The sequence below is a fragment of the Pseudomonas sp. B329 genome, assembly GCF_023127835.1.
GTDB lineage: Bacteria > Pseudomonadota > Gammaproteobacteria > Pseudomonadales > Pseudomonadaceae > Aquipseudomonas > Aquipseudomonas synxantha_A.
Map to the genome: position 1 here is coordinate 19996 of NZ_SPKP01000039.1, position 13231 is coordinate 33226.

A 13231-nucleotide genomic window follows, 5' to 3' on the forward strand; every position below is an offset into this window, starting at 1 on the left:
CGGGTGTTCCCGCACCACGAGGCCGATGCCCGTGCATCCGGCGCCAATGACCTGCTGGCAAACGCCCAGATCGTCGCCACCCTGGAAGAGGCTCTGGTCGGCTGCAACCTGGTGCTCGGCACCAGCGCTCGCGATCGGCGTATCCCCTGGCCGCTGCTGGATCCGCGTGAGTGCGGCACCAAAGTGGTGGAAGAGGCCATCGGCGGTGCCGAAATTGCCTTGGTATTTGGCCGTGAAGATTCCGGCCTCACCAACGAAGAGCTGCAGCGATGTCATTATCACGTGCATATCCCCTCAGACCCTGAGTTCAGCTCGCTGAACCTCGGGGCGGCGGTGCAAGTGTTGACGTACGAAGTGCGCATGGCCTGGCTGGCTGCTGCCGGCCAGCCGAGCAAAGTGGAAAAGGACGAAGTGGCGTCGACCAAAAGTGGTGAGCTGGCCACCATGGACGAGCTGGAGCGGTTCTATGAGCACCTGGAGCAAACTCTGGTGGCCATCGAATTCCTCGATCCTGAAAAGCCACGGCACTTGATGGCGCGCCTGCGTCGTTTGTACGGTCGCAGCTCGGTGAGCCGGGCGGAGATGAATATATTGCGTGGCATCCTCACGGAAACCCAGAAAGCGGCCCGTGGTGAGCTTCTTAAGCGGAAGGATTAAAAATGTTCGAGCGTTTGCGAGAAGATATCCAGAGTGTTTTCCATCGTGACCCGGCGGCGCGCAACGCCTTTGAAGTGCTGACCTGCTATCCGGGCCTGCATGCGATCTGGATTCACCGTCTGTCCGGCGCCTTGTGGGGCATGGGCTGGAAATGGCTGGCCCGGCTGGTGTCGAACTTCGGTCGCTGGTTGACCGGCATCGAGATTCATCCGGGCGCCAAGGTGGGCCGTCGCTTCTTTATCGACCATGGCATGGGTATTGTCATAGGCGAGACCGCCGAGATCGGTGATGACGTGACGCTTTACCAAGGTGTGACCCTGGGCGGTACTACATGGAATAAAGGCAAGCGTCACCCGACCCTGGAAAATGGTGTGGTGGTGGGGGCGGGCGCCAAGGTGCTGGGGCCCTTTACCGTGGGTGCCGGTGCCAAGGTAGGTTCCAACGCCGTGGTGACCAAGGCTGTACCTGCTGGCGCCACCGTGGTGGGTATTCCGGGTCGCATCATCGTCAAACCAGAGGTCGGCGACGAGCAGGAGGCCAAGCGCAAGGCCATGGCCGAGAAGATCGGTTTTGACGCCTATGGCGTCAGCGAAGACATGCCCGATCCGGTGGCTCGCGCCATTGGTCAGCTGCTTGATCATCTGCAAGCAGTGGACGGCAAGCTGGACGGTATGTGTGGTGCGCTGAAGGATCTGGGCAGCCCATACTGTGCGAAGGATCTGCCTGAGTTGCGCGAAGAGGACTTCGCCGAGATCAAGGACGAGGCCGCCACCAAGGCAAGCTGAAGTCCCAAGGCCGCCAGAGATCCCTGTGGGAGGGGGCTTGCTCCCGATAACGGTGGGTCAGCTAACTGATAAGTGACTGACATTCAGTCATCGGGAGCAAGCCCCCCTCCCACATTCTGATCTCCATTGGTCTCGAGATCTCTGCCAGGCCCTGTTCCCGCTGGTCCATCCCACCCCATCCTGCTATGATTCGCGCGCCCTTTTTACGGGTATTCCTGACTAAAGTACTAGGTCTTATAGTTGACTTAAATACTCGGGAATCGCATACTTGCTCCCATTCTGAAACACCTTGGTACTTGTCCATGAGACTGACTACAAAAGGCCGATACGCGGTGACCGCCATGCTTGACCTGGCCCTGCACGCGCAAACTGGGCCGGTGTCCCTGGCCGATATCTCCGAGCGCCAAGGCATTTCCCTGTCCTACCTCGAGCAGCTGTTCGCCAAATTGCGCCGCAGCAATCTGGTTTCCAGCGTTCGTGGTCCAGGTGGTGGCTATCAATTGTCCCGCGACATGCAGGGCATTCAGGTGGCCCAGGTGATCGACGCGGTCAACGAATCCGTCGATGCCACCAAATGCCAGGGTTTGGGTGATTGCCACGCCGGCGACACCTGCCTGACACACCACTTGTGGTGTGACTTGAGCCTGCAGATCCATGAGTTTTTGAGTGGTATCAGCTTGGCTGATCTTGTGACTCGCCGTGAGGTGCAAGAAGTAGCCCAGCGTCAGGACCAGCGCCGTTGCAATACCAAGGCGCCGCGTCTGGACAAGATCGAAGCGTCCGCCGTCGAGTGACAGCCGAAGAGCTAACGGCGTGCCAGCCAGCCTGATTTAGGAGAAAGTCCATGAAATTGCCGATTTACCTTGATTACTCAGCGACCACCCCGGTTGATCCGCGTGTTGCGCAAAAAATGAGCGAATGCCTGCTGGTTGACGGAAACTTCGGCAACCCGGCCTCCCGTTCCCACGTATTCGGCTGGAAGGCCGAGGAAGCGGTCGAGAACGCGCGTCGCCAGGTCGCTGATCTGGTCGACGCCGACCCGCGTGAAATCGTCTGGACGTCCGGTGCTACCGAGTCCGACAACCTGGCTATCAAGGGTGCGGCGCATTTCTACGCAACCAAGGGCAAGCACCTGATCACCACCAAGATTGAGCACAAGGCTGTCCTCGACACCATGCGCCAACTGGAGCGTGAAGGTTTCGAGGTGACTTACCTTGAGCCCACCACCGACGGTATCGTCACCCCTGCGATGATCGAAGCCGCGATGCGTGAAGACACCATCCTGGTTTCCGTGATCCACGTGAACAACGAAATCGGTACCATCAACGACATCGCCGCCATCGGCGAGCTGACGCGCTCCAAGGGTGTGTTGCTACACGTCGACGCTGCTCAGTCTACCGGCAAGGTCGATATCGACCTGTCCAAGCTGAAAGTCGACCTGATGTCGTTCTCGGCCCACAAGACTTACGGCCCTAAAGGCATCGGCGCTCTCTACGTCAGCCGCAAGCCACGCGTGCGCATCGAAGCGACCATGCACGGTGGCGGCCACGAACGCGGCATGCGTTCGGGCACCCTGGCGACCCACCAGATCGTCGGCATGGGTGAAGCCTTCCGCGTAGCCAAGGAAGACATGGCTGCCGAAAACGTACGTATCAAGGCCCTGAGTGATCGCTTCTACAAGCAGGTCGAGAACCTTGAAGAGCTGTACATCAACGGCAGCATGACTGCCCGTGTACCGCACAACCTGAATTTGAGCTTCAACTATGTCGAAGGCGAGTCGCTGATCATGGCGCTCAAGGACCTGGCGGTCTCGTCCGGTTCGGCCTGTACCTCGGCATCCCTTGAGCCTTCGTATGTATTGCGCGCCCTGGGCCGCAACGACGAACTGGCACACAGCTCGATCCGCTTTACGTTCGGCCGCTTCACCACTGAAGAGCAAGTCGACTATGCCGCGCAGAAGGTCTGCGAAGCCGTCAACAAGCTGCGCGTTCTGTCGCCGCTGTGGGACATGTACAAAGACGGTGTCGATATTTCCAAGATCGAGTGGGCGGCACACTAAATATAGAAGCCGCCACCCAAGCTCTGTAGGAACGTGGCGGTAAACGCAGGCGTTTCTACAGGGTTCCAGAGCGGCCCTGATGAGTGAGGATTCAGTACCATGGCTTACAGCGAAAAGGTCATCGACCACTACGAAAACCCGCGCAACGTCGGCAAGATGAACGCGGAAGATCCTGATGTCGGCACCGGCATGGTCGGCGCTCCGGCGTGCGGCGATGTGATGCGCCTGCAGATCAAGGTCAACGATGCTGGCGTTATCGAAGACGCCAAATTCAAGACTTATGGCTGCGGTTCGGCAATTGCCTCCAGTTCCCTTGCGACCGAATGGATGAAAGGCAAGACCCTGGATGAGGCTGTCACCATCAGCAACACCCAGCTGGCCGAAGAACTGGCACTGCCGCCAGTGAAAATCCACTGCTCGGTACTCGCTGAAGACGCCATCAAGGCGGCGGTTCGCGACTACAAGCAGAAGAAAGGCTTGATCTAAGCATTTGGCGACGAGTAAGGAGTCAACGATGGCTATCAGCATGACAGAAGCGGCAGCGCAGCACATTCGCCGCTCCCTGAATGGGCGCGGTAAAGGTGAGGGGATTCGTCTGGGTGTACGCACCACGGGCTGTTCCGGCCTTGCCTACGTGCTGGAGTTTGTCGACGAGGTGGTTGAAGAGGACCAGGTGTTCGAAAGTCACGGCGAGAAAGTGATCATCGACCCCAAGAGCCTGACCTACCTGGACGGCACCGAGCTCGATTTCGTCAAGGAAGGGTTGAACGAAGGCTTCAAGTTCAACAACCCCAACGTGCGCGGTGAATGTGGCTGCGGCGAAAGCTTCAACATCTGAGGCTACTCGTGGGTACTCCTTGTCATTTCGCTTTATTCGAGCTGCAGCCGAGCTTTCGGCTGGACCTCGAGCAGCTTGCCACGCGCTATCGAGAACTGGCGCGTGGGGTGCATCCGGACCGCTTTGCCGACGCTTCCGAGCGTGAGCAACGCCTGGCCCTGGAGCAATCGGCCAGCCTCAACGAAGCCTATCAGACGCTCAAAAGCCCCCCCAAACGCGCGCGCTATTTGCTGGCGATGAAGGGTGGTGAGTTGCCGATGGAAGTCACCGTGCATGACCCGGACTTCCTGATGCAGCAGATGCAATGGCGTGAGGAGCTCGAAGATCTGCAGGACGAAGCCGATGTGGCGGGTGTCGCGGTCTTCAAACGTCGTCTGAAAACTGCCCAGGACGAGCTCAACGAAAGCTTTGCGGCCTGTTGGGATGATGCTGCGCAACGTGAACAGGCCGAGCGCCTGATGCGGCGTATGCAGTTCCTCGACAAGCTCACCTACGAAGTGCGCCAGCTAGAAGAGCGCCTCGACGATTAACCCAGTGCTGCCCGTGATGCACGCCTGATAGACAGATAAGACCTGATTACCATGGCCCTACTGCAAATCGCCGAACCCGGCCAAAGCCCTCAACCGCACCAGCGTCGCCTGGCGGTCGGGATTGACCTGGGCACCACCAATTCCCTGGTTGCTGCCTTGCGCAGTGGCCTGTCCGAGCCTCTGCCCGATGCCGATGGGCAGGTGATCCTGCCGTCCGCCGTGCGTTACCACCCTGATCGTACCGAAGTGGGTGAGTCGGCCAAGTTGGCCGCGTCCTCGGACCCCCTGAACACTGTGCTGTCGGTCAAGCGCTTGATGGGTCGTGGGCTGTCCGACGTCAAGCAGTTGGGCGACCAGTTGCCGTACCGCTTTGTCGGCGGTGAGTCCCATATGCCGTTTATCGACACCGTCCAGGGCCCGAAAAGCCCGGTCGAAGTGTCGGCTGATATCCTCAAGGTGCTGCGCCAGCGTGCGGAAAAAACCTTGGGCGGCGAGCTGGTCGGGGCGGTGATCACCGTTCCGGCGTATTTCGATGACGCCCAGCGCCAAGCCACCAAGGACGCGGCGAAACTGGCGGGCCTGAATGTACTGCGCCTGCTCAACGAGCCGACCGCTGCGGCTGTGGCCTACGGCCTCGATCAGCACGCTGAAGGCCTGGTTGCCATTTATGATCTGGGCGGCGGCACCTTCGATATTTCGATCCTGCGCCTGACCGGCGGTGTTTTCGAAGTGCTGGCCACCGGTGGCGACAGTGCCCTGGGCGGCGATGACTTCGACCACGCCATCGCCGGCTGGATCATCACCAGCGCCGGTTTGTCTGCCGACCTGGACCCGGGCGCGCAGCGTAACTTGCTGCAAACTGCCTGTGCGGCCAAGGAAGCGCTGACTGATGCTGCATCTGTTGAAGTCAAGTATGGTGATTGGTCGGCACAGCTGACCCGCGAAGCGTTTGACGCGCTGATCGAGCCGATGGTCGCCCGCAGCCTGAAGGCTTGCCGTCGTGCTGTGCGTGACTCCGGTATTGAACTGGAAGATGTCGGCGCTGTGGTCATGGTCGGTGGCTCCACTCGCGTGCCCCGTGTGCGTGAGGCGGTTGCCGAAGCCTTTGGTCGCCAGCCGTTGACTGAAATCGATCCGGATCAAGTGGTGGCCATTGGCGCCGCAATCCAGGCCGATACCCTGGCTGGTAACAAGCGCGATGGTGGCGAACTGCTGCTGCTCGACGTGATTCCTTTGTCCCTGGGCCTGGAAACCATGGGCGGCCTGATGGAGAAGGTGATTCCACGCAACACCACCATCCCCGTCGCGCGCGCCCAGGATTTCACCACCTACAAAGACGGCCAGACGGCCATGATGATTCATGTGCTGCAAGGCGAGCGCGAGCTGATCAGCGACTGCCGCTCCCTGGCGCGTTTTGAATTGCGCGGCATCCCGGCGATGGTGGCTGGTGCAGCGAAGATTCGCGTCACCTATCAGGTCGACGCCGATGGCCTGCTCAGCGTGGCTGCGCGTGAACTGGCCTCGGGCGTTGAGGCCAGCATCCAGGTCAAACCGTCCTACGGCCTGACCGACGGCGAAATCGCCAAAATGCTCAAGGACTCGTTCCAGTATGCCGGTGACGACAAGGTTGCCCGCGTACTGCGTGAGCAGCAAGTGGATGCCCAGCGCCTGCTCGAAGCGGTGCAGGGCGCCCTTGAAGCCGACGGCGAGCGCCTGCTGGATGCCGAAGAGCGCATGGTCATCGACCTGCAGATGCAGGAATTGGCCGAACTGATGAAAGGCAACGATGGTTACGCCATCGAGCAACAGACCAAGCGCCTGTCGCAAGTGACTGATGCCTTTGCCGCCCGTCGTATGGATCAGACGGTGAAAGCCGCACTGGCGGGCCGCAACCTGAATGAAATCGAGGAATAACTGATGCCGCAGGTCACTTTTCTACCGCACGCCGAACACTGCCCGGATGGCATGGTCGTGGAGGCAGAGACCGGCAAGTCCCTGCTTGACGTCGCGCACGACAACCATATCGAGATTGAAAGTGCGTGTGGTGGCGTCAATGCCTGCACCACTTGCCACTGCATCATTCGTAAAGGTTTCGACAGCCTTAATGAGGCTGACGACCTGGAAGAAGACTATCTTGATAGGGCGTGGGGGCTGGAGCCGACGTCGCGTCTGAGTTGCCAGGCGAAAGTGGGGACTGAAGACCTCACCGTTGAAATTCCGAAATATTCGCTCAACCATGCCGCCGAAGCGCCGCATTGATTCAAGGAACTGTCATGAGCCTGAAATGGGTTGATGTACAAGAAATCGCTATACAACTTGCCGAAGCTCACCCTGAGGTCAATCCTCTTACCGTGAACTTCGTCAAGCTGCGCAACCTCGTAATGGCGCTGCCGGATTTTGACGACATCCCTGACCGGGGTGGCGAAAAGGTCCTGGAGGCGATTCAAGGCCTGTGGATCGAAGAAGCAGACTGAGCCGCCTTTTTACGCAGTTAGGCAATACCCAATAACCCGCGTATAATTCGCGGGTTTAATTTTTCGTAAATTACCGTTTCTGGAGTTACACCATGGCTGTTCAACGTACTTTCTCCATCATCAAGCCTGACGCTGTTGCAAAAAACGTCATCGGCGAGATCACCACTCGTTTCGAAAAAGCCGGCCTGAAGGTTGTAGCTTCGAAACTCAAGCAACTGTCCAAGGCTGAAGCTGAAGGCTTCTACGCTGAGCACAGCGCTCGTGGCTTCTTCGGCGACCTGGTTGCCTTCATGATCTCCGGTCCTGTTGTTGTTCAGGTTCTGGAAGGCGAAAACGCTATCGCTCTGAACCGTGAGCTGATGGGCGCTACCAACCCTAAAGAAGCGGCTGCCGGCACCATTCGTGCTGACTTCGCTGAGTCCATCGATGCCAACGCTGTTCACGGTTCGGACTCCGAAGCCGCTGCTGCTCGCGAAATCTCGTACTTTTTCGCTGCTACTGAAGTAACCGCTCGCTAAGCATCGGCTTAAAGAGTGAGGGTGAATCCATGACTACATCGACTGTTAAAACCAACCTGCTGGGTCTGACTCAGCCGGAAATGGAGAAATTCTTCGACTCAATCGGGGAGAAGCGTTTCCGTGCCGGTCAGGTAATGAAGTGGATTCACCACTTTGGAGTCGACGATTTCGACGCCATGACGAACGTCAGCAAGGCCCTGCGCGACAAGCTCAAGGCCATTGCCGAGGTGCGTGGTCCCGAGGTTGTCAGCGAGGACATCTCCAGCGACGGCACCCGTAAATGGGTGGTGCGCGTGGCGTCCGGCAGCTGCGTCGAGACCGTGTACATTCCCCAGGGCAAACGCGGCACCTTGTGCGTTTCGTCCCAGGCAGGCTGTGCCCTGGATTGCAGTTTCTGCTCCACCGGCAAGCAAGGCTTCAATAGCAACCTCACCGCCGCCGAAGTCATCGGCCAGGTGTGGATTGCCAACAAATCCTTTGGCAGCGTCCCGGCGACCGTCGACCGTGCCATCACCAACGTGGTGATGATGGGCATGGGTGAGCCGCTGCTGAACTTCGACAACGTGATTGCGGCCATGCACCTGATGATGGACGACCTGGGCTACGGCATCTCCAAGCGCCGTGTGACCCTGTCGACCTCCGGCGTGGTGCCGATGATCGATGAGCTGGCCAAGCACATCGACGTCTCCCTGGCGTTGTCGTTGCACGCACCGAATGACGCATTGCGTAACCAATTGGTGCCGATCAACAAGAAGTATCCGCTTAAGATGCTGCTCGAATCTTGCCAGCGTTACATGGCGACCTTGGGTGAGAAGCGTGTGCTGACCATTGAGTACACCATGCTCAAGGACATCAACGACAAGGTCGAGCACGCGGTCGAGATGATCGAGTTGCTCAAGAACACGCCGTGCAAGATCAACCTGATCCCGTTCAACCCGTTTCCACATTCTGGCTACGAGCGGCCGAGCAACAACGCCATCCGCCGTTTCCAGGATCAACTGCACCAGGCCGGCTACAACGTCACCGTACGCACCACCCGTGGTGAAGACATCGACGCCGCCTGTGGCCAATTGGTAGGGCAGGTGATGGACCGCACCCGCCGCAGCGAACGTTATATCGCCGTGCGCGAACTTAACGCCGCCGAAGATTTGCCGCAAATTGCTGTGAATCGAATCTGAGAGAGGATCTCTATGCCCTTGCGCCTTGCGCTGCTTTTACTGCTTACCGGCCTCGTTGCCGGTTGTGTTTCATCGGGCCATGACAGCCCTTTGCACACCACTAAAGGCCGTGATGAGGCGCGGGTTGCCTATGTGCAATTGGGCTTGGGGTATTTGCGTCAAGGTATGAGCGAGCAAGCCAAGGTGCCGCTGAAAAAGGCCCTTGAACTGGACAGCGCGGATGCCGATGCCAACGCCGCACTGGCTCTGGTGTTTCAGGCCCAGGCAGAGCCTGAGCTGGCCGACCGCTATTTCAGCAAGGCCCTGGCTTCCCGTCCTGCCGATCCCAGGTTGCTGAACAACTATGGCAGTTTCCTGTTCGAGCAGAAACGGTATGACCAAGCCGCCGCTTATTTCCAGCAAGCCAGCGCCGATACTCTTTATCCTGAGCGTTCGCGGGTGTTCGAGAACCTCGGGGTGACCTCGATGCGCCTGGGTCAGCGCGACAGCGCGCGTCAGCAGCTGGAAAAAGCCCTGCATCTGAACAGTCGCCAGCCACGGGCTTTGCTCGAAATGGCTGAGTTGTCTTACGAAGACAGGCATTATGTGCCGGCACGAGACTATTACGAGCGTTTTAGCCTGCTCAGCGGGCAAAATGCACGTAGTCTATTGCTCGGTGTGCGCCTGGCGACGGTTCATGAAGAACACGACACGGCCGCACGTTTTGGCCAGCAACTCGAACGACTCTATCCCGGTACGCCGGAATATCAGCAATACCTGTCGGAGCAATGATGAAAGCCGCGCACCCGGAAGATGTAGCAGCTAATCGCGTAAACCCAGGCGAAACCCTGCGTCAGGCCCGCGAAAGCAATGGTTGGTCGCTGGCGGAAGTGGCCCTCAAGCTCAATTTGACCAGCACGTCCCTGGCCAATCTGGAAGCCGGCGCGTTCGACAAGCTGCCTGGGCACACCTTTGCCCGTGGCTATATTCGCGCCTACGCCAAATTGCTGGGTATTGACCAGGCGGTGCTGGTGCAGGAATTCGACCAGTTCACCGGTACCGATGCCCAAGGCAGCAATGTCCATGGCCTTGGGCGCATCGAAGAGCCAACGCGGGTTTCCCACACGATTTTGCGGATTGTCAGCCTGTTGCTGCTGGTTGCCGTGGTCGGCGGCGGTTTCGTCTGGTGGCAAGACCAGGCCTCCCAGCGCAACAAAGACCTGACCAGCAACGCCATGGAGCACGTCGAAGTCGAAAGCGCCGATGGCACCACCCAGATTCATCCGCTGGACGAGCCGGAAGACCAGGCAGTTGCCGAAGGGCAGGCCGCACCGCAAGTGCCGGCTACGGCTGAGCAGCCGGCGTCGCAAGTGGGCACCACGCCTGCAGACACTGCGGTGGTACAGGCCCCGGTGACCCCGGCAGCACCCGTGGTTCAAGCTCCTGCGGCACCCGCGACGCCTGCGCCAGCCGCACCGGCAGCGCCAGCAATGTCGCCTCCGACCACCCCTGCGTTGATCGCCGGTGACGGGCGCGTACAGATCACCTTCATCGCTGACTGCTGGACGCAGGTCACCGATGGCAACGGCAAAGTGCTGTTCAGCGGTTTGAAGCGTAAGGGAGATACGCTTGACCAGGGCGGCAAGCCTCCTTTGACGCTGCGTCTGGGCTTTGCCCGTGGCGCGAAAGTGGCCTACAACGGCCAGCCTGTAGACGTGGCGCCGTTCACCAGTGGCGAGACCGCTCGCCTCAAGTTGGGACAATAGTCATGCACGGCGAATCTCCAATCAAACGTCGCGTATCGCGCAAGATCTGGGTCGGCTCGGTGCCGGTGGGGGGCGATGCCCCCATTGCAGTGCAAAGCATGACCAACAGCGACACTAACGATGTGGCCGCCACCGTCGCCCAGATCAATCGCCTGGAAGCGGCCGGCGTAGACATCGTGCGGGTTTCCGTACCGGACATGGATGCCGCCGAGGCTTTCGGCCGCATCAAGCAGTTGGTCAAGGTGCCGCTGGTTGCCGATATTCACTTCGACTACAAGATTGCACTGCGCGTGGCCGAGCTGGGTGTGGACTGCCTGCGTATCAACCCGGGCAACATCGGTCGCGAAGACCGCGTGCGCGCCGTGGTGGACGCTGCCCGTGATCGTGGGATTCCGATCCGCATTGGCGTGAACGCTGGCTCCCTGGAAAAAGACCTGCAAAAAAAATACGGCGAGCCTACCCCGGCGGCGCTGGTCGAGTCGGCACTGCGCCACGTTGAGCACCTGGAGCGCCTGAATTTCCAGGACTTCAAGGTCAGCGTAAAGGCCTCCGATGTGTTCATGGCGGTAGAAGCCTACCGCCTGCTGGCCAAGGAAATCGTGCAACCACTGCACTTGGGTATCACTGAAGCTGGCGGTTTGCGCTCAGGCACAGTGAAATCTGCGGTGGGTCTCGGTATGCTGCTCGCCGAAGGGATTGGCGATACTATCCGCATCTCCCTGGCGGCTGACCCCGTAGAGGAAGTGAAGGTCGGCTACGACATTCTCAAATCCCTGCGTTTGCGTTCCCGTGGTATCAACTTCATTGCCTGCCCGAGCTGCTCGCGGCAGAACTTCGACGTGGTGAAAACCATGAACGACCTGGAGCTGCGCCTCGAAGACCTGCTGGTGCCGCTGGATGTCGCAGTCATCGGTTGTGTGGTCAACGGGCCGGGTGAGGCCAAAGAGGCTCATGTGGGCCTGACCGGTGGTACGCCGAATTTGATTTACATCGACGGCAAGCCGTCGCAGAAGCTAACGAATGACAATCTGGTGGATGAGCTGGAAAAGCTGATCCGCGAGAAAGCGGCCGAGAAGGTCGCCGCTGACGCAGCGCTGATCGCTCGCGGCTGATTGAACGAATTTAAGGATTTGATGTGAGCAAGTCTCTGCAAGCCATTCGTGGCATGAACGACATCCTGCCGGAGCAGACGCCACTGTGGCGCTACTTCGAAAGCACTGTCGCGCGCCTGCTGGATAACTACGGTTACAAGCAGATCCGCATGCCGATCGTCGAGTTCACCGAGCTGTTCAAACGCTCCATCGGTGAAGTGACCGACATCGTCGAAAAAGAGATGTACACCTTCGAAGACCGCAACGGCGACTCCCTGACCCTGCGTCCGGAAGGCACTGCCGCGTGCGTGCGCGCCGTACTGGAACATGGCATCACCGGTGGTGGCCAAACCCAGAAGCTCTGGTACATCGGCCCGATGTTCCGCCACGAGCGCCCGCAGAAAGGCCGCTATCGCCAGTTCCACCAGATCGGTTGCGAAGTCTTCAACCTTGACGGCCCGGACATCGATGCCGAGCTGATTGTGCTGACCTGGCGCCTGTGGGGCCAACTGGGCATCCGCGATGCGGTCAAGCTCGAACTCAACAGCCTGGGTACCAGCGAGTCCCGGGGCCGCTATCGCGAAGCCCTGGTCGAATACCTGTCGGCTCACCTGGATAAATTGGACGAAGACAGCCAGCGCCGTCTGAAAACCAACCCGTTGCGCGTTCTGGATACCAAGAACGCCGACACCCAGGCGGTATTGGTCAATGCACCGAAAATGGCCGATTACCTGGACGACGAATCCCGCGTGCACTTCGAGGGCCTCAAGGCTCGCCTGGATGCCGCGGGGATTCCCTACGTGATCAACCCCAAGCTGGTGCGTGGCCTCGACTATTACAGCAAGACCGTATTCGAGTGGGTCACCGACAAGCTCGGCGCCCAGGGCACTGTGTGTGCCGGTGGTCGCTACGACGGCCTGGTCGAGCAAATGGGCGGCAAGCCGACTACGGGCGTGGGCTTTGCCATGGGTATCGAGCGACTGATCCTGTTGCTGGAAACCCTTGAACAGGTTCCCGAAGAAATTTCCCGTCAGGTGGACGTGTACCTGTGCGCTTTTGGCGAGGCTGCCGAACTGGCCGCCCTGGCCTTGAGCGAGAAGGTGCGCGACCAACTGCCGAACCTGCGCCTGCAGATCAATGCCGGCGCCGGCAGCTTCAAGAGCCAGTTCAAGAAGGCTGACAAGAGCGGTGCGCTGTACGCACTGATCCTTGGCGATGACGAATTGGCCCAGCAAGTGATAGGTTTCAAACCCCTGCGTGGCCAGGGTGAACAACAGAACGTTGCCTTTGATGCGCTCGCTGCGCACTTGGCCACCTGCGTCGTGCAGGGTTGAAGCTGTCGAACAGCCGAATTTA

Annotated in this window: 16 protein-coding genes; all 16 read left to right on the forward strand. The window is 59.3% G+C overall.

Annotated elements, in window-relative coordinates:
• A partial coding sequence (locus E4P00_RS18225) for an RNA methyltransferase (protein WP_248132397.1) occupies positions 1–657 on the forward strand: 657 nt, incomplete at its 5' end.
• Between the two features lie 2 nt (positions 658–659).
• The gene (gene cysE, locus E4P00_RS18230; protein ID WP_032879602.1) at positions 660–1442 is read left to right on the forward strand and encodes a serine O-acetyltransferase; all 783 of its coding nucleotides are present in this window, start codon (positions 660–662) and stop codon (positions 1440–1442) included.
• A 302-nt stretch (positions 1443–1744) separates the two neighbouring features.
• Complete coding sequence (gene iscR / locus E4P00_RS18235; protein ID WP_003194020.1) at positions 1745–2236, forward strand: Fe-S cluster assembly transcriptional regulator IscR; 492 nt, start codon at positions 1745–1747, stop codon at positions 2234–2236.
• A 50-nt stretch (positions 2237–2286) separates the two neighbouring features.
• Entirely contained in the window at positions 2287–3501 is a 1215-nt protein-coding gene (locus E4P00_RS18240; RefSeq protein ID WP_248132399.1) for an IscS subfamily cysteine desulfurase, read from the forward strand.
• A gap of 99 nt (positions 3502–3600) precedes the next feature.
• Entirely contained in the window at positions 3601–3987 is a 387-nt protein-coding gene (iscU, locus tag E4P00_RS18245; protein ID WP_003175965.1) for a Fe-S cluster assembly scaffold IscU, read from the forward strand.
• Between the two features lie 28 nt (positions 3988–4015).
• Positions 4016–4339, forward strand: coding sequence for an iron-sulfur cluster assembly protein IscA (gene iscA / locus E4P00_RS18250; protein WP_003209680.1), 324 nt, complete (start codon positions 4016–4018; stop codon positions 4337–4339).
• 8 nt (positions 4340–4347) lie between these two features.
• Positions 4348–4869 (forward strand): co-chaperone HscB, encoded by a 522-nt coding sequence (hscB, locus tag E4P00_RS18255; RefSeq protein ID WP_005791186.1) that lies wholly within the window; start codon positions 4348–4350, stop codon positions 4867–4869.
• A 51-nt stretch (positions 4870–4920) separates the two neighbouring features.
• Positions 4921–6783 carry a Fe-S protein assembly chaperone HscA gene (gene hscA, locus E4P00_RS18260; RefSeq protein WP_248132402.1) on the forward strand — a complete coding sequence of 621 codons (1863 nt, stop codon included), beginning with the start codon at positions 4921–4923 and terminating at the stop codon, positions 6781–6783.
• 3 nt (positions 6784–6786) lie between these two features.
• A complete protein-coding gene (fdx, locus tag E4P00_RS18265; protein ID WP_005791182.1) occupies positions 6787–7128 on the forward strand; it encodes an ISC system 2Fe-2S type ferredoxin in 342 nt (113 codons plus the stop codon).
• Between the two features lie 14 nt (positions 7129–7142).
• Positions 7143–7343, forward strand: a complete 201-nt coding sequence (gene iscX, locus E4P00_RS18270; RefSeq protein ID WP_032879605.1) for a Fe-S cluster assembly protein IscX — start codon at positions 7143–7145, stop codon at positions 7341–7343.
• A gap of 92 nt (positions 7344–7435) precedes the next feature.
• Positions 7436–7861 carry a nucleoside-diphosphate kinase gene (gene ndk / locus E4P00_RS18275; protein WP_003175956.1) on the forward strand — a complete coding sequence of 142 codons (426 nt, stop codon included), beginning with the start codon at positions 7436–7438 and terminating at the stop codon, positions 7859–7861.
• Positions 7862–7890: 29 nt separating this feature from the next.
• Positions 7891–9039, forward strand: coding sequence for a 23S rRNA (adenine(2503)-C(2))-methyltransferase RlmN (gene rlmN, locus E4P00_RS18280; protein ID WP_005791178.1), 1149 nt, complete (start codon positions 7891–7893; stop codon positions 9037–9039).
• Between the two features lie 12 nt (positions 9040–9051).
• The gene (gene pilW / locus E4P00_RS18285; protein ID WP_032879606.1) at positions 9052–9810 is read left to right on the forward strand and encodes a type IV pilus biogenesis/stability protein PilW; all 759 of its coding nucleotides are present in this window, start codon (positions 9052–9054) and stop codon (positions 9808–9810) included.
• On the forward strand, positions 9810–10784 hold the full coding sequence (locus E4P00_RS18290; protein WP_248132404.1) for a RodZ family helix-turn-helix domain-containing protein: 975 nt from the start codon (positions 9810–9812) through the stop codon (positions 10782–10784). Before pilW ends, E4P00_RS18290 begins: the two co-directional genes overlap by 1 nt.
• 2 nt (positions 10785–10786) lie before the next feature.
• Positions 10787–11896 (forward strand): flavodoxin-dependent (E)-4-hydroxy-3-methylbut-2-enyl-diphosphate synthase, encoded by a 1110-nt coding sequence (ispG, locus tag E4P00_RS18295; RefSeq protein ID WP_003175952.1) that lies wholly within the window; start codon positions 10787–10789, stop codon positions 11894–11896.
• 23 nt (positions 11897–11919) lie between these two features.
• A complete protein-coding gene (gene hisS, locus E4P00_RS18300; RefSeq protein WP_032879608.1) occupies positions 11920–13209 on the forward strand; it encodes a histidine--tRNA ligase in 1290 nt (429 codons plus the stop codon).
• The last annotated feature ends 22 nt before the right edge of the window (positions 13210–13231 follow it).